Annotated in this window: 24 protein-coding genes; 10 read left to right on the top strand and 14 right to left on the bottom strand. The window is 63.8% G+C overall.

Translation table 11 applies throughout. The annotated features are described in order from the left end of the window. Nucleotides 1-28 precede the first annotated feature (28 nt). The gene (locus tag ABIA96_RS05125; RefSeq protein WP_354135937.1) at nt 29-250 is read left to right on the top strand and encodes a dodecin; all 222 of its coding nucleotides are present in this window, start codon (nt 29-31) and stop codon (nt 248-250) included. 94 nt (nt 251-344) lie between these two features. Here ABIA96_RS05125 and ABIA96_RS05130 read toward each other — a convergent pair whose 3' ends face one another. The 7 genes from ABIA96_RS05130 to ABIA96_RS05160 all read right to left on the bottom strand — a co-directional run bounded on the left by ABIA96_RS05130 (nt 345) and on the right by ABIA96_RS05160 (nt 8,962). After that, a complete protein-coding gene (locus ABIA96_RS05130) occupies nt 345-1,595 on the bottom strand; it encodes an MFS transporter (RefSeq protein ID WP_354135938.1) in 1,251 nt (416 codons plus the stop codon). Between the two features lie 65 nt (nt 1,596-1,660). Continuing rightward, entirely contained in the window at nt 1,661-2,629 is a 969-nt protein-coding gene (locus ABIA96_RS05135) for an ABC transporter ATP-binding protein (RefSeq protein WP_354135939.1), read from the bottom strand. Next, entirely contained in the window at nt 2,626-3,621 is a 996-nt protein-coding gene (locus tag ABIA96_RS05140) for an ABC transporter ATP-binding protein (protein WP_354135940.1), read from the bottom strand. Before ABIA96_RS05140 ends, ABIA96_RS05135 begins: the two co-directional genes overlap by 4 nt. Then, complete coding sequence (locus tag ABIA96_RS05145; protein WP_354135941.1) at nt 3,621-4,538, bottom strand: ABC transporter permease; 918 nt, start codon at nt 4,536-4,538, stop codon at nt 3,621-3,623. Before ABIA96_RS05145 ends, ABIA96_RS05140 begins: the two co-directional genes overlap by 1 nt. Then, complete coding sequence (locus ABIA96_RS05150) at nt 4,504-5,463, bottom strand: ABC transporter permease (RefSeq protein WP_354135942.1); 960 nt, start codon at nt 5,461-5,463, stop codon at nt 4,504-4,506. The genes ABIA96_RS05145 and ABIA96_RS05150 overlap by 35 nt, the downstream gene beginning before the upstream one ends. Nucleotides 5,464-5,492: 29 nt before the next feature. Further along, complete coding sequence (locus tag ABIA96_RS05155) at nt 5,493-7,283, bottom strand: peptide ABC transporter substrate-binding protein (protein ID WP_354135943.1); 1,791 nt, start codon at nt 7,281-7,283, stop codon at nt 5,493-5,495. Nucleotides 7,284-7,543: 260 nt separating this feature from the next. Beyond that, entirely contained in the window at nt 7,544-8,962 is a 1,419-nt protein-coding gene (locus ABIA96_RS05160) for a M20 family metallopeptidase (RefSeq protein WP_354135944.1), read from the bottom strand. A gap of 297 nt (nt 8,963-9,259) precedes the next feature. Here ABIA96_RS05160 and ABIA96_RS05165 point away from each other — a divergent pair, with 297 nt between their 5' ends. The 3 genes from ABIA96_RS05165 to ABIA96_RS05175 all read left to right on the top strand — a co-directional run bounded on the left by ABIA96_RS05165 (nt 9,260) and on the right by ABIA96_RS05175 (nt 11,611). Then, nucleotides 9,260-10,231, top strand: coding sequence for a S1C family serine protease (locus ABIA96_RS05165; protein WP_354135945.1), 972 nt, complete (start codon nt 9,260-9,262; stop codon nt 10,229-10,231). Nucleotides 10,232-10,251: 20 nt separating this feature from the next. Further along, complete coding sequence (locus ABIA96_RS05170; RefSeq protein WP_354135946.1) at nt 10,252-11,322, top strand: carboxylesterase family protein; 1,071 nt, start codon at nt 10,252-10,254, stop codon at nt 11,320-11,322. An 82-nt stretch (nt 11,323-11,404) separates the two neighbouring features. Beyond that, nucleotides 11,405-11,611, top strand: a complete 207-nt coding sequence (locus tag ABIA96_RS05175; protein ID WP_354135947.1) for a hypothetical protein — start codon at nt 11,405-11,407, stop codon at nt 11,609-11,611. Nucleotides 11,612-11,690: 79 nt separating this feature from the next. Here the strand turns inward: ABIA96_RS05175 and ABIA96_RS05180 are convergent, their stop codons facing one another. The 3 genes from ABIA96_RS05180 to ABIA96_RS05190 form a co-directional block, all read right to left on the bottom strand. Further along, nucleotides 11,691-12,350 carry a DsbA family protein gene (locus ABIA96_RS05180; protein ID WP_354135948.1) on the bottom strand — a complete coding sequence of 220 codons (660 nt, stop codon included), beginning with the start codon at nt 12,348-12,350 and terminating at the stop codon, nt 11,691-11,693. A gap of 73 nt (nt 12,351-12,423) precedes the next feature. Beyond that, complete coding sequence (locus ABIA96_RS05185; protein WP_354135949.1) at nt 12,424-12,867, bottom strand: PaaI family thioesterase; 444 nt, start codon at nt 12,865-12,867, stop codon at nt 12,424-12,426. A 3-nt stretch (nt 12,868-12,870) separates the two neighbouring features. Further along, nucleotides 12,871-13,299, bottom strand: coding sequence for an acyl-CoA thioesterase (locus ABIA96_RS05190; protein ID WP_354135950.1), 429 nt, complete (start codon nt 13,297-13,299; stop codon nt 12,871-12,873). A 107-nt stretch (nt 13,300-13,406) separates the two neighbouring features. Here ABIA96_RS05190 and ABIA96_RS05195 point away from each other — a divergent pair, with 107 nt between their 5' ends. Next, nucleotides 13,407-13,955, top strand: coding sequence for a TetR/AcrR family transcriptional regulator (locus ABIA96_RS05195; protein ID WP_354135951.1), 549 nt, complete (start codon nt 13,407-13,409; stop codon nt 13,953-13,955). A gap of 50 nt (nt 13,956-14,005) precedes the next feature. On the opposite strand, the gene ABIA96_RS05200 is transcribed toward ABIA96_RS05195, so the two are convergent. Then, nucleotides 14,006-14,503, bottom strand: coding sequence for a hypothetical protein (locus tag ABIA96_RS05200; RefSeq protein WP_354135952.1), 498 nt, complete (start codon nt 14,501-14,503; stop codon nt 14,006-14,008). A 187-nt stretch (nt 14,504-14,690) separates the two neighbouring features. On the opposite strand from ABIA96_RS05200, the gene ABIA96_RS05205 reads away from it, so the two are divergent. Both ABIA96_RS05205 and ABIA96_RS05210 read left to right on the top strand, forming a co-directional pair. Then, nucleotides 14,691-14,987 carry a PsiF family protein gene (locus tag ABIA96_RS05205; RefSeq protein WP_354135953.1) on the top strand — a complete coding sequence of 99 codons (297 nt, stop codon included), beginning with the start codon at nt 14,691-14,693 and terminating at the stop codon, nt 14,985-14,987. Nucleotides 14,988-15,087: 100 nt separating this feature from the next. Further along, nucleotides 15,088-16,173, top strand: coding sequence for an AbrB family transcriptional regulator (locus ABIA96_RS05210; protein WP_354135954.1), 1,086 nt, complete (start codon nt 15,088-15,090; stop codon nt 16,171-16,173). Here ABIA96_RS05210 and ABIA96_RS05215 read toward each other — a convergent pair. After that, a complete protein-coding gene (locus tag ABIA96_RS05215; protein WP_354135955.1) occupies nt 16,170-16,799 on the bottom strand; it encodes a pyridoxamine 5'-phosphate oxidase family protein in 630 nt (209 codons plus the stop codon). The two genes, ABIA96_RS05210 and ABIA96_RS05215, sit on opposite strands and share 4 nt — an antisense overlap. A 123-nt stretch (nt 16,800-16,922) precedes the next feature. Here ABIA96_RS05215 and ABIA96_RS05220 point away from each other — a divergent pair, with 123 nt between their 5' ends. Then, nucleotides 16,923-17,807 carry a LysR family transcriptional regulator gene (locus ABIA96_RS05220; protein WP_354135956.1) on the top strand — a complete coding sequence of 295 codons (885 nt, stop codon included), beginning with the start codon at nt 16,923-16,925 and terminating at the stop codon, nt 17,805-17,807. Between the two features lie 2 nt (nt 17,808-17,809). Here ABIA96_RS05220 and ABIA96_RS05225 read toward each other — a convergent pair whose 3' ends face one another. Then, nucleotides 17,810-18,229 (bottom strand): PaaI family thioesterase, encoded by a 420-nt coding sequence (locus ABIA96_RS05225; RefSeq protein ID WP_354135957.1) that lies wholly within the window; start codon nt 18,227-18,229, stop codon nt 17,810-17,812. Between the two features lie 230 nt (nt 18,230-18,459). Continuing rightward, on the bottom strand, nt 18,460-19,629 hold the full coding sequence (gene pobA, locus ABIA96_RS05230) for a 4-hydroxybenzoate 3-monooxygenase (RefSeq protein WP_354135958.1): 1,170 nt from the start codon (nt 19,627-19,629) through the stop codon (nt 18,460-18,462). 261 nt (nt 19,630-19,890) lie between these two features. Here pobA and ABIA96_RS05235 point away from each other — a divergent pair, with 261 nt between their 5' ends. After that, on the top strand, nt 19,891-20,907 hold the full coding sequence (locus tag ABIA96_RS05235; RefSeq protein WP_354135959.1) for a TRAP transporter substrate-binding protein: 1,017 nt from the start codon (nt 19,891-19,893) through the stop codon (nt 20,905-20,907). Nucleotides 20,908-21,160: 253 nt separating this feature from the next. Further along, complete coding sequence (locus ABIA96_RS05240; RefSeq protein WP_354135960.1) at nt 21,161-21,670, top strand: TRAP transporter small permease; 510 nt, start codon at nt 21,161-21,163, stop codon at nt 21,668-21,670. Nucleotide 21,671 lies beyond the last annotated feature (1 nt).

Raw genomic sequence — 21,671 nt, forward strand, 5'->3', positions numbered from 1 at the left:
GCCGCGGCATGACCGAAGGAGGCTCACCATGCCCACAGCCGAGAACGACCATGTCTACAAGATCCTGGAACTGGTCGGATCATCCGAGACCTCGATCGAGGACGCGATCAAGAACGCCATCAGCCGCGCGTCCAAGACCGTCCGCGAGATGAAATGGTTCGAGGTGGTGCAGACGCGCGGCCACATCGAGAATAACGCCGTGCGCCACTACCAGGTGACGCTGCGCGTCGGATTCACGCTGGATGGATGAGCCGGGATTGCGCCCGGCAGCGCTTTCGATATCACTCGGATCGCGGCCGGACGCTGGCTACGGCCTGCTTGGCGGACGGCGATCGAATTCGATGTCAGGCGAGATCGACGCCGCGCCGCTCCGGGATCAGCGCGAGCAACGCCACGATGTCGATGAGGTAAAGCAGCGCAAGACCTGCGATCGCGGTCGGAAAGCCGTAAGCGGCACTGACGATGCCGACAACCAGCGGACCGAAGCCGGCAACCGCCCGACCGATGTTGAAGAATACGTTCTGCGCGGTGGCGCGCGCCGCGGTCGGATAAAGCTCGCTCATCAGCGCGCCGTAGCCACCGAGCATGCCGTTGACGAAGAAGCCCATCACGGCCCCGCCAATCAGCAGCGCACCAGCGGTCGTCAGCTGCGAATAGACCACCACCATAACGGCCGCGCCTAGCATGTAAGTCAGAAACGCCGCACGGCGGCCGAAACGATCAGCCGCATGACCGAACAGGAAGATACCGAGAGCCATGCCGGCAATGGTGACGGCCGTCCAGAGCGCCGATTGCGTCAGGCCATAGCCGAACCGCGTCGAGAGATAGTTCGGCAGCCAGATCATGATGCCGTAATAGCCGAAATTCTGCACCGAGCAGAGAATGATCATTCCGATGCCGATCCGGGTCGTCTCCGCATCAGCCACGAGCGCCCGAAGTGACGAACCGGTATTTGCCGCATTCGCCTTGTGCGCGATGAAGACGTCCGGCTCGTGCAGCTTGCGCCGGATCACGTAAGCGACCACCGCCGGAAACACGCCGAGCGCAAACATCCCGCGCCAGCCGATGATGGGCAATAGGACCGGCGTCACCAGCGCCGCCGCGAGCACACCGAACTGCCAGCCAAGGCCGACATAGGACGTTGCCCGCGCGCGCTTGCTCGCCGGCCAGGTCTCGGCCACCAGCGCCATGCCGATGCCGAATTCGCCGCCGAGACCGATGCCAGCAATGGCCCGGTAGGCCAACAGGTCCCAATAGCCCTGTGCCAGCGCGCAGAGTCCGGTGAAGACCGCGAACACGACGATGCTCCAGGTCAGAACCCGCACGCGGCCAAGCCGATCCGACAGCATGCCGAAGACCACGCCGCCAACCACCGCGCCGACCAGCGTTCCCGTCACCAGCGAGGCCGCCTGCGGCTGCGTGAGATGGAGGTCTTTCGAAATCGCTGTCAGCATGAAGCCGAGGATGAGGAGGTCGAAGCCATCCATGGCGTAGCCGAGCGCCGATCCCCACAGCGCCCGGCGCGGTGTCGCGTCGCGATCCGTCGTACGGGTCGTATCGACCGCGCCGAGAGTCACTTCCTGTACCTGGCTCATGCGTCCCCCCTACGCTAGCCAGTCCCTTGGAATCAAGACCTCCGAAGACCTATGCACCGAGCAACTTAAGCCAGATGGCACGCCACGAAATGACCACCCGCGCCTTCCTTCAGCTCCGGCGCACTTTCCGCGCAGTGCGGCTGGGCGATCGGGCAACGGGTGTGGAAATGGCAGCCTGACGGCGGCTTCATCGGGCTCGGCACGTCGCCCTTGAGGCGGATGCGGTTGCGCTTAAGCCTTGGATCCGGCACCGGCACGGCAGAAAGCAGCGCCTTGGTATAGGGATGCTGCGGATTGCGATAGAGGTCGCTCGCCTTCGCCAGCTCGACGATGCGGCCGAGATACATCACCGCGACGCGGTCGGAGATGTGCTCGACCACCGAGAGGTCGTGCGCGACGAAGAGATAGGTGAGGTTCAGCTCGGCCTGGAGATCTTCCAGGAGGTTGATGACCTGCGCCTGGATCGACACGTCGAGCGCGGACACCGGCTCGTCGCAGACGATCAGCTTCGGCTCGACCGCGAGCGCACGCGCGATCACGATGCGCTGACGCTGGCCGCCGGAGAATTCGTGCGGATAGCGGCGCATGTGCTCGGCCTTGAGGCCGACCTTGACCAGCAAACCCGCGACGCGCTCCTCGCGCTCTTTGGCGCCGGATGCGAGATTGTGGATCGTGAAGGCTTCGCCGAGAATGGAGCCGACCGTCATGCGCGGATTGAGCGAGGCGAACGGATCCTGGAACACGAGCTGCATGTTCCGCCGCATCGCGCGCAGATCGTTACCGCCGAGCTTGCCGACGTCCTCGCCGTCGAACACGACTTCGCCGTCGGTCGGCTCGATCAGGCGCAACACGCAGCGTCCGGTCGTCGACTTGCCGCAACCGGATTCGCCGACGAGACCGAGCGTCTCGCCGCGATTGATCGAGAACGAAACGCCGTCGACCGCATAGACGGTGCCGACCTGGCGCGACAACAGGCCGCCGAGCACGGGAAAATGTTTCTTCAGGCCGCTGACGCGGAGCAAGGGTTCGCTCATGCCGCGCCTCCCAACTGCGTATCCCCCAGATGACAGGCCATGCGATGACCGGGCGCGATCTCGCGCAGCAGCGGCTCCTTCTCGGTGCAGACGTCCATGGCAAACTTGCAGCGCGGCGCGAAGCGGCAGCCGACCGGCGGATTGATCAGGATCGGCACCGAGCCGCCGATCGCCTCGAGCCGCGTCTTGTGCTCGCTGTCGAGATCGATGCGCGGGATCGAGCGGATCAGGCCCTGCGTGTAGGGATGGCCCGGATCGGCAAAGAGAGCGTCGACATCAGCCTCCTCCACCACCTTGCCGGCATACATCACGACGACACGCTGCGCCGTCTCGGCGACGACGCCCATGGCATGGGTGATCAGCATCACAGCCATGCCGAAGCGGTCCTTCATATCCTGGAGCAGGTCGAGGATCTGCGCCTGGATGGTGACGTCGAGCGCGGTGGTCGGCTCGTCGGCGATGATCAGCTTGGGCTTGCAAGCCAGCGCCATTGCGATCATCACGCGCTGGCGCATGCCGCCGGAGAACTGGTGCGGATAGTTGTGCACACGGCCTTCGGCGTTGGGGATCTGGACCAGCTTCAGCATCTCGATGGTGCGCTCGAGCGCCTGCTTCCTGGTCACGGCTTCGTGCCGGCGCAGGCTCTCGGCGATCTGCTCGCCGACCGTCAGCACCGGATTGAGCGAGGTCATCGGCTCCTGGAAGATGAAGCCGATCTCCTTGGCGCGGATCTCGTCGAGCTGGTTGCTCGTCAGCGGCACCAGATCGCGGCCCTCGAAGATGATCTCACCGGCCGCGATGCGGCCCGGCGGCATCGCTATCAGCTTCAGGATCGACATCGCGGTGACAGTCTTGCCGCAGCCGGATTCGCCGACGACGCAGAGGGTCTCACCCTTGTTGATGGTGATGTCGACGCCGTCGACGGCCTGCAGGATGCCGTCGTCGGTGGAGAAGTGGGTCTTGAGACCTTTGATCTCGAGCAGCGGCGCCATCAGATCACCCGTCGCGCATCGAGCGCGTCACGCAGACCGTCGCCGATGAAATTGATGGCGACCACCGCGATGAAGATCGCGCCGCCCGGAAACAAGGCCCAGTGCGGGCCAATGTCGAGAAAGTCCTTGGCGTCGTACAGCAGACGACCCCAGGTCGGGGTATCAGGCGGAAAGCCGAGGCCCAGGAAAGAGAGCGTCGATTCCGCGATGATCGCGGCCGCAACGTCGATGGTGCCGGCGATGATCACTGGACCGAGCGCATTGGGAAGGATGTGCTTCACCACCTGCCGCACCGGGCTCGCACCGAGCGCACGCGCGGCCTCGACGAATTCCTTTTCGCGGATCGACAGGAACTGCGCGCGGACGAGGCGTGCCACCGGCATCCAGCGCAGGCCGCCGATCACAAGCACGATCAGGATGAAGATGCCGCCCTCGGGGCCGAACACCTGCTTCAAGCCGTCGCGGAAGAGGTAGATCAGCAGCAGCAGCAACGGTAGTTGCGGCAGCGACAGAAAGAGGTCGGTGAGCCACATCAAGCCGTGCCCGAGCGCACCGCGCGACATGCCGGCGAGCGCACCGACCAGCGTGCCGATGAACACCGAGACCAGCATCGCGGCCAGTCCGACCGCAAGCGAGATACGTCCGCCATAGATCATGCGCGCCAGGATGTCCTGACCGAGATCGTCGGTGCCGAAGGGATGGGCCAGCGACGGCCCCTGAAGGCCCGCAACGATGTCGATGTCGTTGATCTGGACGCGCCAGATGAAGGGACCAACTACCACCGCAAGGATCAGAACGAGAAGCAGGAACGCGCTGACGACGGCAAGCTTGTGACGGCTGAAGCGCCGCCACGTCTCGCGCCAGGGCGAGTAGACGCGCCGTTCAGCGGAGGGAGATGCGAGGGTCAAGCCAGCCATAAAGGACGTCCGCGATGAGATTGAACAGCACCACGAGGCACGCGAAAACAAAGGTGACGGCCATCACCACCGGCGTGTCGTTGGAAAGGATGGAGGAGATCAACAGCGAGCCAATGCCGGGGATACGGAAGATCTGCTCGGTGACGATGGCGCCGCCGAACACGGCAGGTAATTGCAGCGCAATCAGCGTAACGACGGGGATCATGGCGTTGCGCATCACGTGCTTGACGATGACCTTGGCCTGTCCGAGGCCCTTGGCGCGCGCCGTCGTGACGTAGTCGAGCCGGATCACGTCGAGCATCGCCGAGCGCACGAAACGCGTCATCGACGCGGCCTGGAACAGGCCGAGCACCGCCACCGGCATGACCGCCTGCCGGATCATTTCCAGCGCATAGTGGATGCCGGTGGCCTTGATGTCGGTGGTGTAGACGAAGGGAAGCCAATCGAGCGTGACCGAGAAGATCAGGATGAACAGGATGCCGGTGAAGAAGGTCGGCAGCGAGAAGCCGACGAAGGCGAGCGTGTTCGCGATTCGGTCGAACAGCGAATAGGGCTTCGTCGCCGCGTAAACGCCGACGGGAATCGCGATCAGGAGCGCCAGGATCTGCGCCGAGCCGATCACGTAGAGCGTGGTCGGCAAGCGTTGGAGGATCAGCGTGTCGACGTTCATCCGGCTGACGAAGGAAAAGCCCCAGTCGCCATGCAGCATGGCGTTGAGCCAGTGCAAATAGCGAAGGTAGATCGGATCGTCGAGGCCGAACCTGGCCCGAAGCGCGGCTTGCACTTCGGGCGGCACGTTCGGGTTGGTCGCAAGCTCGCTGAATGGGTCGCCTGGCGCAAGCGCCAGGACCACGAAGAGGACGAGCGAGATTCCGAGCAGGCTCGGAATCGCGATCATCAGACGACGCAGGACGTACTGACTCATGAGCGAACAATCCGCCTAAACGCCCGTCCTCAGCCCTCGCGGTACCAATCCTGAATGTTGTCGGTCTGGTTGGCCCAGCCCGACAGCGTGGGCCGCAGCGAGTTGCTGGCAGCCTCCACGGCGAGACGGTGCATTACGGGAATGACGACGGTGTCCTGCCACATCAGATCGTTGCACTTGATGTAGAGCGCTGCGCGCTTGACCGGATCGATCTCGACGTCGGCAGCGTCGATCGCGGCGTCGAACTCCTTGTTGACCCAGCGCGGGAAGTTCTGGCCCTGCCACTTGTTCTCCTTGGTGGCCACGTTGCGCGAAAGGTAGCGGCGCATATGGAGGGCCGGATCGGGCTGCGTCATCGGGATCTGGAACATTTCGATGTCGGCGTAGAACTTGGAATAGGTGTCGGGGTTGGCGACGTCGGAGGAGAAGAACACCGAGGCCACGACCGATTTCAACTCGACGTCGATGCCGGCCTTCTGGCAGGCCTGCTTGACGATCGCCTGGGTCTTCTGGCGCGGACCGTTGATCGAGGTCTGGTACACGTACTTCAGCTTCTTGCCATCCTTCTCGCGGATGCCGTCGGCACCGGCCTTCCATCCGGCCTGCTCGAGCAGCGCGATCGCCTTCTCGACGCTGAATTCCCATTTGGTGTTCTTGGACACGAAGTCGTCGGGGCCATTGAGGTAATTCGCGGTGGTGCGGCCGGCGCGCCCGTAGATCGCCTTCTTGATGGAATCGCGATCCACCAGCAGTGCAAGCGCCTGGCGCACCGCAGGGTCCGACAGGCTCGGATGCTTGGTCTTCATCGACGAACGCTCGCCATCGACCTCGGTGTTGGGATCGGTGAAGTTGATCGCGATGAACTCGATGTCGCCGCCGACGGCGTAGAGAGTCTTGCCCTTGCCGCCCTTTTCCAGGCGCAGCAGAACCTCGTCTTCCACCTGCATGTTCCAGGCGAAATCATATTCGCCGGTCTGGATCACGGCGCGCGCCGCAGAAACCGCGTCACCGCCGCCCTTCATTTCGACGCTGTCGAAGAACGGGCGGTTGGCCATGTGATAGTCAGGATTGATCTCGCCGCGCACCAGATCGCCCGGCTTGAACTCGACGAATTTGTAGGGGCCGGTGCCGACCGGCTTCAGATTATTCGGCGCCTCGCGGGACTTCGCACCCTTGAACTCGGCGAACAGATGCTTCGGGATGATGCAGCCATAGGCGCCGACAAAGGCATTGGCCCAGAACGGCGTCGGGTTCTTAAAGGTGATGCGGACGCTGAGGTCGTCGATCTTCTCGACGGTGAGGTCGCTATAGGGACCACTCGAAACCGCCGCGGTGGCGGGGTCGCTGGCATATTCCCAGTTGAACACGAGATCGTCGGCCGTGACGGGCTTGCCGTCGTGCCATTTGACGCCGGGCTTGAGCTTCCAGATCACGGTCTTCGCATCGGCGGACAGGCCGCCATTCTTGATCGACGGGATTTCGGCGGCGAGGATCGGATTGAGATGACCGTCGACGTCCCAGCTCGCAAGCGGCTCGTAGAACAGGCGCGAACCGTCCTGATCCTTGGTGCCGGTGGCGAAATGCGGATTGAGCAGCGTCGGCCCCTGCCACCACAGCAGCTTGAGCGGACCGCCGCCGCCGCGCTTGGTCGGCGGATAGGGAGACGGGCTCTGGGCCATGGCAACGCCGCCGATGGCGAGGATCTGGTTCGCCATGGGGGCAGTGAGGCCGACGGCGGCCAAACGCTTGATGAAGGCGCGGCGATCCATCCGCCCGTCCTTCACGTCACCGATCATCGAACGCAGTTCTTTGTCCAGCATGGTTGTCCCCGTCTGGTTCCCGTATTGGATGCAGGCGGCCGCGGGACGGCCGCCGAGTTTTGGCTGGCGGTAGATGGCACACTGAATAGGTCATACGTCAACTGCGACCGTGTGTGTGCAAACGGTCTTCTGGCTGTCCGTTGAGCAAAACTTCGTTCCGCAGCCCAAGGGTTCGGCATTCCGACGTCAAAATCCGCGGGAAACCAAGTTGCACTGCGAAAAATTTGTTCTCCAGATCAGACGAAGTATCGAGACGAATTCTATGCCACGGACATATCGAGCGGCGGCTCGACGTGGTCCGGCAGCGGGCAGACGTAAGGTGTCTTGGTGGTCCGCTTCGTGAGATCGGCCTTCGCGGCCTTGATCAGCTCCGGTTCGATCAATGCCTTGATACCGAGGCCGGCCATGGCCTTGGCCGCCTGCACCATCGCCTTGTGGGCATGCGGGCTCTTGCCCTGCGCCACCACCTGCCAGGTGTGGAAAGGCGTACCGATTGCAACCGTTGGTGCGTGAACCTGCACGGTCGGCACCACCCAGCTGACATCGCCCACGTCGGTCGAGCCGACCAGCGGGTTGCGCTTGGCGTCCAACGGCACGAGGAAGTCGGCCAGCGGCCGATCGGTCGGCTCCATGCCGATCGCATAGTAGATCGACGAAATGTCCTTGTCGGTCAGGGTTGCGCGAATCTCGCTCGCGAAACTCTTGTCGGCGTCGTCGAAATGCGGCGGCCCGAGCTCTTCCATGACCCGATGCAGCGCCTGCTCCAACGGTGTGTTCGGCAGGATGTTGGAGACGGCGGAGATGATCTTCATCTCGACCTTGGTCTCGGTCATCAAGGCCGCGCCCTCTGCGATCTTGCTGACGCGCCCGACCAGCTCGTTCATGCCGGGGAGATCACGGGCGCGAATGGAATAGCGCACGCGGGCATGGGCCTGCACCACGTTGGGCGCAATGCCGCCAGTGTCGAGCAGCGCATAATGCACGCGTGCATCGCTCGGCATGTGCTCGCGCATATAATTCACGCCGACATTCATCAACTCGACCGCGTCGAGTGCGGAGCGGCCGAGATGGGGCGAAGCCGCCGCATGCGAGGTACGGCCGGTGAAGATGAAGTCGGCGCGGGTGTTGGCGAGCGACGGCGTCACTGCGACTTCCCAGAAACTATGCGGATGCCAGGTGATGGCGATATCGGCGTCCTCGAACGCGCCCGAGCGCACCATGAAGGCCTTGGCCGCGCCGCCCTCTTCCGCCGGGCAGCCGTAGTAGCGCACGCGACCGGGCACCTTGTTCTCGGCGAGCCAGTCCTTGACGGCCGTGGCAGCGAGCAGCGCCGCGGAACCGAGCAGATTGTGACCGCAACCATGGCCGTGACCGCCGGTCTCGACCGGACGATGCTCGGCAATTCCGGCCTCCTGGCTCAGGCCCGGCAGGGCATCATATTCACCCATGAAGGCGATGACCGGACCGCCCTCGCCCCATTCGCCCATCACCGCGGTCGGAATGCCCGCGACCTTCTCGGTGATTCGGAAACCCTGGTGGCGCAGCTCAGTGAGATGCTCGGCGGCGGAACGCGCCTCGGTGTAGCAGACTTCGGGCATGCCCCAGACCTTGTCGCTAAGGTCGATGAAACGTCCCTTGATCGTGTCGATGCCACGCCAGATGTCGCTGCGATTGTCCATTGCTTCGGTCCGTGATCTCTTGGTCAAACGAAGCGGCAATGGTTAGCAGCTTCACCCGCAAACGACCACCGGCTCGCCGGTCATCAGCCATGCGGCCGGCGCGACCAATCCGGTCCGGCGCGTTGCCACCGCAAAGAGCACCGGCAGTTCCTGTCACGATCGCTGAATTGGGCCGACAGCGTCCGGAATAGTTGGAGGTCGAGGCTTTCAAGACGGCCGCCCTCGGCCTAAATTAGCGGTGCTTCGCACGCCCTGATTTCGCGGCGAAGGGACCGCGCTCGCAGATCAGGAGACTCCATGCCCGCTTTGACCGAATGGAGAGTGCCGCCGGCCAATCAGCCGCGCGCGAGCGACTACGGCTTCGATCTCGACCGTGCGCTCGCCTCCGTCGTCGGCCTGCACGCCATCATCCCGCCGGACGCCTTCAGCGCCGAAACGCTCGGCACTGAGCGCGCCGGCAACGGCGTTGTGATCGAAGACGGGCTGGTGCTCACCGTCGGCTATCTCATCACCGAGGCAGAATCCGTGTGGCTCCATCTCGGCGACGGGCGGGTGGTGGAGGGACACGTGCTCGGCTTCGATGCCGTCACCGGCTTCGGCCTCGTGCAGGCACTCGGCCAACTCGACATCGAGCCGCTACCGCTCGGCTCGGCGGCGGAGACCCGGCTCGGCGACCGCGTCGTGGTTGGCGGCGCAGGGGGACGAACGCGATCGGTCGCGAGCCGGATCGTCGCCAAGCAGGAATTCGCGGGGTACTGGGAGTATTTGCTCGACGAGGCTTTGTTCACCTATCCCGCTCATCCAAATTGGGGCGGGACCGGACTGATCAACGCGCGCGGCGAATTGATCGGCATCGGCTCGCTCCAGCTTGAGCGTGAACGCGACGGCAAGGCCGAGCACGTCAACATGATCGTGCCGATCGACCTGTTGAAGCCGATCCTCGACGATCTCCGCAAATTCGGCCGCGTCAACAAGCCGGCGCGCCCGTGGCTCGGCCTCTATTCGACCGAGATTGACAACCGCGTGGTGGTGATCGGAATCTCGGCCAACGGTCCCGCCGCCCGCGCCGAGCTCAAGACCGGCGACGTCATCCTCGCCGTGGACGGCGAGAAGGTCACGAGCCAGACGGGCTTCTACAAGAAGATGTGGGGGCTCGGCGCCGCCGGTGTCGACGTGCCGCTCACCGTGCATCATGAGGGCGTCACCTTCGACGTCACGGTGACGTCGACCGACCGCTTCAAGCTTCTGAAAGCGCCGAAGCTGCACTGATCCGAGCAAGGGAAGCGGCAATGACCGAGGCCGTCGTTGACGACATCGTGGCCGTGCTGCCGCCGCTGCTCAATGCGCTGGAAGCGCTCGGCTACTTCGCCCGGCATTTGCATCCGCCGGCCTTCGCCTCGGTGATGAATACAATCGGCGCGCCGGACGATGCGCTACAGGCGGCATATACAGCGATCGGCGAATGGCCGGAGCAATTCGCTGGACTGCGCGATCGGCTCGATCGCGCCTGCAACGAGACGCTCGCCGCCTTGGCCGGTATCCGCGATGTCGAACGCGGCAATGGTGATCTCGTCGCGGTCTTCCGCGCGCTGCGCCATCTGCCGCGCGCACAGGAGGCTCTATATCCGCTGTCGCTGCAGTTTCCGCCGGTCAGCAACTTCTTCCTCAATACCGCCAGTCGCGAGAATGAGGAACTGCTGGCGCGGCTGGAAGTCGGTGCCAGCGAGGACACCGGCATCTTCCACGATCACAACGAACCCGGCAGCCGCGGCGGCTTCTCTGTCTATGTCCCCGAATATTATTCGGCCGACCGCTCATGGCCTCTGGTGATGGCACTGCACGGCGGCAGCGGCAACGGCCGCGGTTTTCTGTGGAACTGGCTGCGCGATGCGCGCAGCGTTGGCGCCATCCTGGTGGCGCCGACCGCGACCGGGCAGACCTGGGCGCTGATGGGCGACGACACCGACACGCCCAATCTCATGCGCATCTTCGAAACCGTGCGCAGCCGCTGGACGATCGATCCCTCACGCATGCTGCTGACCGGCATGAGCGACGGCGGCACCTTCTGCTATGTCAGCGGGCTCGACGGCGCTTCGCCCTTCACTCATCTGGCACCGGTGTCGGCGACCTTCCATCCGCTGATGGCGGAGATGGCCGACGCCACGCGCCTGCAGGGCCTGCCGATCTTCATCACCCACGGCAAGCTCGACTGGATGTTTCCGGTGCAGACCGCGCGGCAGACGCAGGGAGCACTCACAGCCGCGGGCGCCGACGTCACCTATCGCGAGATCGACGATCTCAGCCACACCTATCCGCGCGAGATCAATGCGGAGCTGCTGCAATGGCTGAATGGGGGATGAACCAGCCGTCCTTACCTGCGCCGCACTGCTGCGGAACCATCACTCCGGGCCGACGTTATCCGCCCGTCACCGGAGGTTAGCCATGCAGACTTTTTTCGGAATGATTTTGGGTGCGCTGCTGCTCGGCTGCGGCGTGTATGTCTATGACTCCATGCAGACCTCGTCGGTCGCGAATGGCGAGGTCGCGACCGTTAATCGCACCATCGTGAACTGGGATGTCGCGAAGGCCGATTGGAATGCGCTGCAAGACCGCGCGCACAAGGATTGGGTCCGGATCTCGTCGAACTAATCCGGCCCCCAAATGAATAAGGCGCCGTCGCGATCTGCGGCGGCGCCTTTGTGTTGGCTGCGATGAACGCTGCTGCGCGTCAGTTCATCTTGGCCTTGCGGGCATCGGAAATGACCTGCTCGAACTCGGCCATGCTGAGCACGCCGGGCACGCGGTACTTGCCGACGATGAAAGACGGCGTGCCGCGAAAGCCGAAGGCCTCGGCCTGCTCGTTGTTGCGCTTGAGGATGGCGTCGATGTCCTTGCCGTGCGCGGTGAGGTCGCTCTTGAGGCGGTCCATGTCGACACCGGCAGCCGCGAGCAGCTCGTTGATGCGCGACTCGGTCAGGCGCGAGCTGACACCCATCATGGCGTCATGGGCCTTGTGGTACTTGTCCTGGTACTTCGCGGCGAGCGCGATCCGGGCGGCGGTCACCGAGACGGGCCCGAGGATCGGCCAATCTTTCAAAACCAGCCTGACCTTGCCGTCGTCCTGGATGACCTGGCGCAGCTCGGGTTCGAGCTTGCGGCAATAGGGACAATTGTAGTCGGACCACTCGATGATGCTGATGTTGCCATCGGGATTGCCGGCAACGGGAACGTCGGGATCGCGCAGCACCTTGGCTTCGGTCAGCACCTCGTCATCATCGGCAGCCGCGCGCGCCAGGGTCATACCGCCAGCCGCGAGGACGCCAGCCCCGATCAACGTCAACGCAGCACGGCGCGTCGGCAGAATGCCCTTATTCTTGAATCCGGCCATATCTCGTCCCGTTTCGGTCCCATCGCCGCAAATAGGGTTCGGCGCCGGAAATTGTTACGGTTCATATAGAGGGTTACGGGCGCGATGTCATCGCCATCAGCGTCCCGGTCATGGTGGCGATCAGCGTGGTCTTGCTATCGTGCTCGGCAAAAGCCCTGGCCTCGCAGAAGGTGAGCGTGCGGCCGGGCTTGACCACCTCGGCCTTGAAAACAAAGCGCTCGCCGCGGGCGGGTGCGAGCAGCGTGGTCTTGAACTCGACGGTGAGGATATCGGCCTCGGACGGCATCAGCGTGAAGGCAGCAACACCGCAGGCGTTATCGAGCCCAGCAGTGATGATGCCGGCATGGACAAAGCCATTCTGCTGCGTGAATTCAGGCGAATGCAGCATCGCCAGCTCGACCTCGCCCGGGGCGAGGCGAACGATCACGATGCCGAGCGTGCGCATCGCGGGCTGTCCCTCGAACATCGCGATGGCTGCCGCACGATAGCCCGGGTTTTTCGGCTCGAACGCAGCCATGACTCAGACCTCGGCCGGTTCGACAAGATACTTAAGCGCGGTTTCCCGGATGGCGTCGGCGAAGGGCGCGGATTTGCGCAAGCTGCGGTCCATGTGCACGGCCGTGGCTTCGCAAAACGCGGCGATCTCGCCGGTCTCGGCATTCGTCATATCGTGCTGGAAACAGATCGATTTTTCGCGAAGCTTGAGCAGTTGGCTGCGGACCTCCACGATGTCGCCGGCGAGCAGCTCGCGCTTGTAGGTGATGTTCTGCTGCACCGCCGCCATGCCGCGGCCGGAGGAGCGCAGATAGCTCGGCGTCAGACCGAGCCGGGCGAACAGATTCCAGTTGGCCTCGTCGAATTTGCCGACATACCACATGATGTTCATGTGGCCGACATGATCGCACTGCCATGGATAGACCGCGCCGCGATAGGTCGCCTCGCACTCCATCGCCGTTCCCTGCCCGTTGTCTGTCTTTTATCTTGATACGGTAGCGTATCGGACAGGGGACACGTTAGCAATACGGCACCGTATCAAGAACCGGTGAGGCTTCCTTCATGAACGACGGCAAGGGCGATGTCTGGATCGAGGCAGGGTTTACCGAGCTCGCCCGCGCAGGCGTCGAGGGGGTGCGGGTGGAGGTGCTCGCCAAGAATTTGGGCGTCACCAAGGGTGGCTTCTACCGGCGCTTCGCCGACCGCGCCGCGCTGCTCGAGGCCATGCTGGTGCACTGGCGGGAGGGACGCTCGGCATCGATCGCAGAGCAGACCAGCCTCGACGGACAGGAGCCCCGCGAGCGGCTGAGGGCAGTGATCCAGCTCTATTCCGAGCGGCTCAATCCGGAGGGCATGGCGATCGAGCTTGCAATCCGGCAGTGGGCGCGCTCCGACGAGAGCGCGGCTGCGGCGGTGGCGAGCGTGGATGCGGCGCGGCTTCAGCACGTCGTTGAGCTCTATCGCGCGACTGGTCTCGATACCGAGGAGGCCGAAGCGCAGGCCTTCCTGTTCTACTGCTTCATCTTCGGCCAGAGCCTCTTGTTCATCGAGCGCGGCCCACGCAAGCGGTCACAGCTCGTAGCGAAATCGGCCGAGAAATTGCTCGGCTGAAGCATAGAGGCCGGAGCTTGGTGCCCCGGCCTCGGCGTGATCTCGAAGCCTTAGGCGGCGCCCTTCAGCTTCTTGTTGCATTCGCTGTAATAGCCGCCGCCCTTCTCGATCCACTTCATGCCGCCATTGCCGTTGGTGGTCTTGTTGGCGTTGTACTGGTCGACGCAGGTATGGAGGCGCGCCTTGCCGGCGCTCTCCTTGGCGTATTTCGCGTCGACCGCGTTCGGGAAGACGGCATTGCCCATCGGCATGGTCGGGGCCGGAGCAGCAGCGGGGGCTGCCTCCTTCTTGGCCTGTTTCGGCTCGGCAGCAGGCGGAGGCGCAGCAGGGGCGGCCGCGGTCGGCGCAGCGGCAGGCGTCGCGTCGGCGCCGCACTGGGCCTTGCGGAAGTCATTCCACTTCGTGGTGCCGAGCGACCCGTCCTTCTTGGCAGCCTGATATTTCGCGCTGCACTCCTGCGAGGTCAACGCCTGGGCCGGTGCACTCGCAACCAGCGCGGCAACGCCCGACACCGCAATTGCACACAACAATCTAGCTTGAATGGTCATCCTTGGTCTCCCTCAGGAAAGCAAAACGAGAACTGCTATCCTAGCGTGCTGGGGACATCCGACAAGGAAGTGATGCTGCTCGGCGCCAAAATATAGTGATCGCGCCGCTCAGGATCATTCATGCGGCGTTCAGCAAGGCGGGGCGACGTTCGCAACCCTCCGCAATTCTTGCAAGAAGAGCAGCATCATGACCCTCGCCTCCCGCCTCGCCGTCGTCGCGATCGCTTCCTTGTTCGCCACCGGCACCGCCTTCGCGCAGACCGCCGCCCCCGCCGCCAAGACCGCCGCCCCGGCCGCCAAGACCGATGCAACCACGACCACCGACAAGAAGGCGCCGAAGGAGCATTCGGCCGAATCGCTCGAATGCTCCAAGCAGGCGGACGCCAAGGGCCTGCACGGCAAGGAGCGCAAGAAATTCCGTTCCGAGTGCATCAAGACCGCGAAGGGCGGCGCCATGCCTGCCCCTGCCGCCGACAAGAAGTAAATCCTTCACAATCCTTCCCTTGCCTTTGGCGAGAGGCGCACGCATTGCGGCATGATGAGCCCGCAATTGTGCGTCTCTCGCCGATTTGCGATAAGGCGGCGTGAAGCAAATCACCGCCTCCCTGCCGTTCGAATGGCCGAGCCGTGCCAAAGTTTTGGGCACCGCGGAAACGCTCGTCATCGGCGCGGCCGGCGGGCTGGCCTTCCTGGCAGCCGGCCTTCCGGGCGGGTTGATCTCGGGCTCGATGATCGCGGTCGGGGTCGCCGCGATTGCCGGACGCAAGCTCTCGGTACCGCCACTCCTGACTCAGACCGTACTGGTCCTGCTCGGCATTTCGCTCGGATCGGTCGTTTCGCGCCATTTGATCGAGCAGGTCAGCGCTTATCCGCTGACCATCGGTCTCTTGGCGCTCGCCACCTTCTGCTCGACCTTCGGCTCGAGCTATTACCTCCAGCGCGTCCATGGCTGGGACCGCACCTCGGCTTTCCTCGCCGGCAGCCCCGGTGCGCTGTCGCAAATCACCATTCTAGCGGTTGAGCGCGGCGCCGACCTGCCGGGCATCGCGGTGGTGCAGACCATGCGCGTGATCATCCTGACCGCGGCGCTGCCGATGGTGCTGGCGATCGCGGGCGTCGCACCCTCTGTCGCGCCGTCGCTGACGACGACGATTGCGTCACCGATCGATTTTGTTGAACTGGTCGCGGCTTCGCTGGCGGCATCGCTCATGCTGCGGCTGATCAAGTTTCCGGCAAGCTGGATGTTCGGCGCGATGATCGCTTCCAGCTTGCTGCACGGCGCGGGTTGGGTCGAGGGCGGCCTGCCGAACTGGGGGCGCGGCGTCGCGCTGGTCGGCATCGGCGCGCTGATCGGCAGCCGTTTTGCCCGGATGCGGATCAAAACGCTGACCGGCCACATCAACGCGGCGCTGGGCTCATTTGCCGTGGCCATCGCCGTGTCCGCGATCTTCGTCGGCATCGCCGCGCTCACCACGCAGGTGAAGTTCTCCGACGTTGTGGTCGCCTTCGCGCCCGGCGCGATGGACGCCATGCTGGCGCTGGCGCTGACGCTGCACATCGACCCCATCTTCGTCGGCGCCCATCACCTCTCACGCTTCGTGTTCGTGACGATCGCGACGCCGGGCATCGTGCACCTGTTCGGCCGCACGCAGGACGATGTCGACGATTAGCTCTCCTCTGCTGCAGCCTGCCCCTTCAGCGCCGCGACCTGCGCCTCGAGCTCCGCGATCCGCTGGTCCCTCGCAGCCAGCGCCGCCGCCACATCCGCGGCGTCGAACTTCTGGGGAATGTGCTGCGGGCAGTTGGTGTCCCAGGCCGAGATCTTGAACACGACCACCTGCTCGGGCCGGGCACGGTAGCCCTTCGGCATCAGTGCGTCCGTCAGCGCGTCGTCGTCCTCGACCACCCGCGCCTCACCCCAGATCTTCACCCGGCGGCGATGGGCGTAGTCCATCACGAAAATGTAGGCCCTGGGATTCTCGGAGAGATTGCCCTGGGTCAGATATTGCTGGTTGCCGGCATAATCGGCGAAGGCGAGCGTCTGCTTATCCAGCACCTTAAGAAACCCCTTCGGGCCGCCGCGATGCTGGATATAGGGCTGGCCGTCAGCCGAGGTGGTGGCGAAATAGAAGCTGTTGGCATCGGCGAGGAACGCTTCGAGGTTCTCATCGACCTCGGTGCGCCAGCCGCGCTGCTCGACCCGGCCATAGGCCTCGCGCGAACCCTTGCGTGCCTGGATCGCCTTCACCGCGGGGGTAAAGGCCACGTCGCTGGCATAGGTACGAACTGCAGTCATCGGAACGTCTCCTGAAAATTCCGGCGCGTCTGTGCGTCTTTCATGGGTTAAAATGGCCCCTCCAGTGATCAAAACAATTGGACCTATTGACACTTCATCGTTGCAATATATGCAATAATTCTCATGGACCGCCTTGAAGCCATGCACGTCTTCGTCACCGTCGCCGATCTGCGCGGCTTTGCGCCGGCGGCGCGCAAGCTGCGGCTGTCGCCCTCGGCGGTGACACGGCTGATCGCGGCACTTGAAGACCATCTCGGCGCCCGGCTGCTGCAGCGGACCACCCGGCAGGTGAGATTGACCGACGTCGGCACGCGCTATCTGGAACGCGCCCGGCGGATCCTCGCCGATATCGAGGAGGCCGACGGCTCGGCGCGGGAGGAGCGAAACCGGCCCAGCGGACGTCTTGTGGTGTCGGCCCCGGTCGGCTTCGGCCGGCTACATGTCGGGCCGGTCATGACCGATTATCTCAAGCGCTATCCCGAGGTCACCTGCGAGCTCAGGCTGTCGGACAACCTCGTCAACCTCGTGGAGGACGCCGTCGATGCTGCCGTCCGCATCGGCCACCTCGCCGACTCCTCGCTGGTCGCGCGCCAGGTCGGCGAGATGCGGCGGATCACGGTGGCGACGCCGGGCTATCTGAAACGCCACGGCGAGCCGAAGACGCCTGAGGCGCTGACCGAGCATCAGACCATCCTGTTCGGTCCCGCGACGGCGTGGCGCTTCGCGCAGGACGGCCGCGACATCGAGGTGACCCCGTCCCCGCGCTTCACCAGCAACAGCGCCGACGCCGCCTTGCAATATGCCGAGGCCGGCGGCGGCATCACGGGCGTGCTGGCCTATCAGGCCGCCGAGGGCCTGAAGCGCGGACGGCTGAAAATTGTACTGGCGAAATACGAGCAGCCCGCGCTGCCGATCCACATCGTCTACCCGACCTCGCGCCTGCTCTCGGCCAAGGTGCGCGCGTTCATCGATCTCGTGGTGGAGACGGCGGAGTGGAAGTTCGGGTAGGCTCAGCCCTTCTTCGGCACCACCCGGAATGTGCCACTGGCTCGTGCGATCACGACGCCGTCGGCCTTGATCAGGCTCTGCGCGAAGCAGATCGTCTTGCCGGTCTTGATTACGTCGCTCTCGATCGAGCACCATTGGCCGATTCCGGCGGAGCCGACGAAATCGATCGAGAGCGAGACGGTCACGAACGAGGTGGTCCAGTTCGTCGCTTGCGCACAGCTATAGCCCATGGCGTTGTCAGTAAGCGCGGTGATCAGGCCGCCATGGATCAGGCCGCGGCCATTGGTGTGCGGCCTTGCAAGCCGCAGGCCGATGATCACGGCTCTGTCGGTCTTCTTCGCGTAGAGCGGCTCCCAGGGTTCGGTGAGCGGGCTCTTGCGGGACAGCGGCTCGAAGCCGTCAGGAATGTCAGTCGTAGTCATGCGTGTCCCGTGTCCATTGCAATGATTGTCGCCATTGAACGCGATGAACGTGACGGACGCATCAATTACAAAGTTTTAAACGGGATTTGCGTGGATGTTTGAAACGGATAGCGTTGCCCCAAATACAGATCCCGTGGGGTGGGCAAAGGCGCAGCGCGCCGTGCCCACCGTCTCGTCCGTACACGAGAGAACGGTGGGCACGCTAGGCTTTGCCCATCCTACGGTACCGTCTAAAATGGCAACCCCACATAATTCTCCGACAGCGACGTCATCGCGGCCTGCGACTGCGTGACGTAGTCGAGCTCGGCAACCTGGATGCGCGCGCCGATGCTGCCGTTGTCAGGGAATTTGTGCAGCATCGAGGTCATCCACCAGGAGAAGCGCACCGATTTCCAGACACGCGCGAGTGCCTTCGCCGAATAAGCATCGATGCCGGCGCTCGATTTCTCGTCGTAGAACTCGCGGAGCGCGCTCGAGAGATAATGCGCGTCGCTTGCGGCGAGATTCAGCCCCTTGGCCCCGGTGGGCGGCACGATGTGGGCGGCATCGCCGCACAGGAACATCTTGCCGAAGCGCATCGGCTCGGCGACGAAGCTGCGCAAGGGCGCGATGCTCTTCTCGATCGAGGGGCCGGTGATGAGTCTGTCGGCGGCTTCCTGATCGAGCCGGCGCTTCAGTTCGTCCCAGAAGCGATTGTCCGGCCACTGGTCGACATGATCGTCGAGCGAGCACTGCACATAGTGCCGGCTGCGCTTCATCGACCGCATGGTGCAGAGCGCAAAGCCGCGCGCATGGTTCGAGTAGATCAACTCGTGGCTGACGGGTGAAGTCTCGGACAGGATGCCGAGCCAGCCGAACGGATAGACCCGCTCGAACTCCTCGATTGCCGAGGCCGGGACGCTGGCCCGGCTGACGCCGTGAAAGCCGTCGCAGCCGGCGATGAAGTCGCAGTCGAGCGTGTGGGTGACACCGTCCTTGACCCAGGTTACGCGCGGGTGACTGCCGTCGAAATCAAGCGGCTGCACCTCCTTGGCCTCGTAGACAGTGGTGAGGCCAGCCGCCTGGCGGACATTCATCAGGTCGAGCGTAACCTCGGTCTGGCCGTAGATCATGACCGTCTTGCCGGTCGCGCCCTTCATGTCGATGCGATGTCGGCGGCCGGCAAAAGCAAGCTCAATGCCCTCATGCAACAGGCCTTCGGCATGCGCCCGCACGCCGGCGCCGATCTGATCAAGCAGCCCGACCGTCCCCTCCTCCAGGAGGCCGGCGCGGATGCGGCCCAGCACGTAATCCGGGCTTTGCCGCTCCAGAATGACATTCTCGATGCCGTATTGATGCAGAAGTTGCCCAAGCAACAATCCGGCCGGCCCGGCCCCAATGATTGCGACTTTTGTCCGCAATACTTGCTCCTCCCGATCCTGTAGGCTTTGGTCGCGGCTCGCTTGTCGCGGGCGCCCGCGCACGATAATTATATCATATAACGGTCGGGCAAAAGGGGAGTGCGCCGCAGCGCGACAAATCCATGCAAACATGGCTGACGTAGATGACGCGGCGGCACGCCGCGGCAGTTCCGGCTTGAACGCGGCGGCCAATTAGATAACATGTTAAATAACGAGACCGGGCCATTAAAGCCCGCCGTCACAAAGAGGGAGAGACGTGTGATGAGGAAAGCCTGTCTGGCTTTGCTGCTGGCAGCAAGCGTGACGCCTGCGTTGGCGCAGGACAAGACCTTCGATTTGAAGGTTTCGCACTGGGTACCGGCATCGCACCCGCTGCAAAAATCTTTGGAAGACTGGGTGGCCGCGGTGAACAAGGATTCCGGCGGCACCATCACGGGCAAGGTGTTTCCGGCCCAGCAGCTCGGCAAGGCTTTCGACCATTACGACATGGCGCGCGACGGCATTGCCGACGTCACCTACGTCAATCCCGGCTACCAGCCCGGCCGCTTCCCGATCATCGGTGCCGGCGAATTGCCGTTCCTGATTTCGGATGCCAAGGGCGGCTCGATGGGGCTGGACGCCTGGTATCGCAAATATGCCGCGAAGGAGATGAAGGACGTCAAATACTGTCTCGCCTTCGTCCACTCGCCCTCCTCCTTCCACTCCCGCACCAAGAAGATCGTGATGCCGGAGGACGTGAAGGGCATGAAAATCCGCCCCGCTCACGCCACCATGGCGAATTTCGTCACCGCGCTCGGCGGCACCAACGTGCAGTCGTCCGCACCCGAGGTGCGCGACATCATCGAGCGCGGCGTCGCCGACGGCGTCACGTTCCCCTGGGGCTCGCTGGTGCTGTTCGGCATCGACAAGGTGACGAAGTACCACATGGAAGCGCCGCTCTACACCACGACCTTCGTGTTCGTGATGAACAAGGACAAGTACGATTCGATGTCCGACAAGCAGAAGGCCGCGATCGACAAGAACTGCACGACCGAGATGGCCGGCGTGGTCGGCGAGCATTGGGGCCAGTTCGAGGATGCCGGTATCGACAAGGTGAAGGCGGAAGAGGGTCACGAGGTCTACAAGCTGACGCCGGACCAGACCGCCGCCTGGAAGAAGGCGGCCGAGCCGCTGGTCAAGACCTGGGGTGATGGTGCCAAGAGGGCCGGCGTCGATCCCGACGCCACACTCGCGGAGTTGAAGGCGTCGCTGAAGAAGTACAACGCGCTGGCGGAGTGACGCCAAGACGCGGCCGCGGACTCGCCGCACCTCTCCCGCTTGCGGGAGAGGTCGGCGCGGAGCGCCGGGTGAGGGCTCTCTCCTCTTGGGGGTTCTCGATTGTGGAAGCACCCTCTCCCATAGCCGATGCTCCGCATCGGCGTTGTCTACAAGAACGGCGGCCGAGGGCCGCCTATGCCTCCCCCGCAGGCGGGGGAGGGAGCGCAGCTCCATCCCGGGCACACCTCGAACTCGTCGGAAGGACCCTCTCTCCATGAAGCGCTCCTGGATGGACCGCGTCATCGACTCGATCGAATGGATCGCGGCCGCCTTCGTCGGCATCGTCGCGCTCGACATCTTCCTGTCGGTGCTGCTGCGCAACACGCTGAACTATTCGATTCCCGACAGCTTCGACATCGGCCGCATGCTGCTCGGCATCCTCATTTTCTGGGGCATTGCCGCGACCTCCTATCGCGGCACGCACATCACGGTCGACCTGGTCTGGGGCAATGTCGGACCGCGCTATCAGCGCTGGATCGACGTGTTCGCGACGCTGGTGCTGCTGTTCGTCGTCACCGTTCAGACCTGGACACTGTTCGACAAGGTCCGCGGCACCTACAAGGACAACGTCCAGACGTTCGACATGCACATGCCGACATGGCCGTTCTTCGCGATCGCCTGGATCGGCGATGTCTCGGCCGTGCTGCTGATCGCGATCCGCACTTACCGGCTGATCTTCCATCCCGAAGAGATGCACGACCCCAAGCTGAAGGCGACGGAGTAAT

The organism is Bradyrhizobium sp. LB11.1 (assembly GCF_040549385.1).
In the GTDB taxonomy this organism is placed as follows: Bacteria; Pseudomonadota; Alphaproteobacteria; order Rhizobiales; family Xanthobacteraceae; genus Bradyrhizobium.

Bases quoted from the DNA above. Each gene is read 5' to 3' on its own strand.
- ABIA96_RS05125 (WP_354135937.1), top strand. From the start codon at position 29: ATGCCCACAGCCGAGAACGACCATGTCTACAAGATCCTGGAACTGGTC.
- ABIA96_RS05130 (WP_354135938.1), bottom strand. From the start codon at position 1,595: ATGAGCCAGGTACAGGAAGTGACTCTCGGCGCGGTCGATACGACCCGT.
- ABIA96_RS05135 (WP_354135939.1), bottom strand. From the start codon at position 2,629: ATGAGCGAACCCTTGCTCCGCGTCAGCGGCCTGAAGAAACATTTTCCC.
- ABIA96_RS05140 (WP_354135940.1), bottom strand. From the start codon at position 3,621: ATGGCGCCGCTGCTCGAGATCAAAGGTCTCAAGACCCACTTCTCCACC.
- ABIA96_RS05145 (WP_354135941.1), bottom strand. From the start codon at position 4,538: ATGGCTGGCTTGACCCTCGCATCTCCCTCCGCTGAACGGCGCGTCTAC.
- ABIA96_RS05150 (WP_354135942.1), bottom strand. From the start codon at position 5,463: ATGAGTCAGTACGTCCTGCGTCGTCTGATGATCGCGATTCCGAGCCTG.
- ABIA96_RS05155 (WP_354135943.1), bottom strand. From the start codon at position 7,283: ATGCTGGACAAAGAACTGCGTTCGATGATCGGTGACGTGAAGGACGGG.
- ABIA96_RS05160 (WP_354135944.1), bottom strand. From the start codon at position 8,962: ATGGACAATCGCAGCGACATCTGGCGTGGCATCGACACGATCAAGGGA.
- ABIA96_RS05165 (WP_354135945.1), top strand. From the start codon at position 9,260: ATGCCCGCTTTGACCGAATGGAGAGTGCCGCCGGCCAATCAGCCGCGC.
- ABIA96_RS05170 (WP_354135946.1), top strand. From the start codon at position 10,252: ATGACCGAGGCCGTCGTTGACGACATCGTGGCCGTGCTGCCGCCGCTG.
- ABIA96_RS05175 (WP_354135947.1), top strand. From the start codon at position 11,405: ATGCAGACTTTTTTCGGAATGATTTTGGGTGCGCTGCTGCTCGGCTGC.
- ABIA96_RS05180 (WP_354135948.1), bottom strand. From the start codon at position 12,350: ATGGCCGGATTCAAGAATAAGGGCATTCTGCCGACGCGCCGTGCTGCG.
- ABIA96_RS05185 (WP_354135949.1), bottom strand. From the start codon at position 12,867: ATGGCTGCGTTCGAGCCGAAAAACCCGGGCTATCGTGCGGCAGCCATC.
- ABIA96_RS05190 (WP_354135950.1), bottom strand. From the start codon at position 13,299: ATGGAGTGCGAGGCGACCTATCGCGGCGCGGTCTATCCATGGCAGTGC.
- ABIA96_RS05195 (WP_354135951.1), top strand. From the start codon at position 13,407: ATGAACGACGGCAAGGGCGATGTCTGGATCGAGGCAGGGTTTACCGAG.
- ABIA96_RS05200 (WP_354135952.1), bottom strand. From the start codon at position 14,503: ATGACCATTCAAGCTAGATTGTTGTGTGCAATTGCGGTGTCGGGCGTT.
- ABIA96_RS05205 (WP_354135953.1), top strand. From the start codon at position 14,691: ATGACCCTCGCCTCCCGCCTCGCCGTCGTCGCGATCGCTTCCTTGTTC.
- ABIA96_RS05215 (WP_354135955.1), bottom strand. From the start codon at position 16,799: ATGACTGCAGTTCGTACCTATGCCAGCGACGTGGCCTTTACCCCCGCG.
- ABIA96_RS05220 (WP_354135956.1), top strand. From the start codon at position 16,923: ATGGACCGCCTTGAAGCCATGCACGTCTTCGTCACCGTCGCCGATCTG.
- ABIA96_RS05225 (WP_354135957.1), bottom strand. From the start codon at position 18,229: ATGACTACGACTGACATTCCTGACGGCTTCGAGCCGCTGTCCCGCAAG.
- ABIA96_RS05235 (WP_354135959.1), top strand. From the start codon at position 19,891: ATGAGGAAAGCCTGTCTGGCTTTGCTGCTGGCAGCAAGCGTGACGCCT.
- ABIA96_RS05240 (WP_354135960.1), top strand. From the start codon at position 21,161: ATGAAGCGCTCCTGGATGGACCGCGTCATCGACTCGATCGAATGGATC.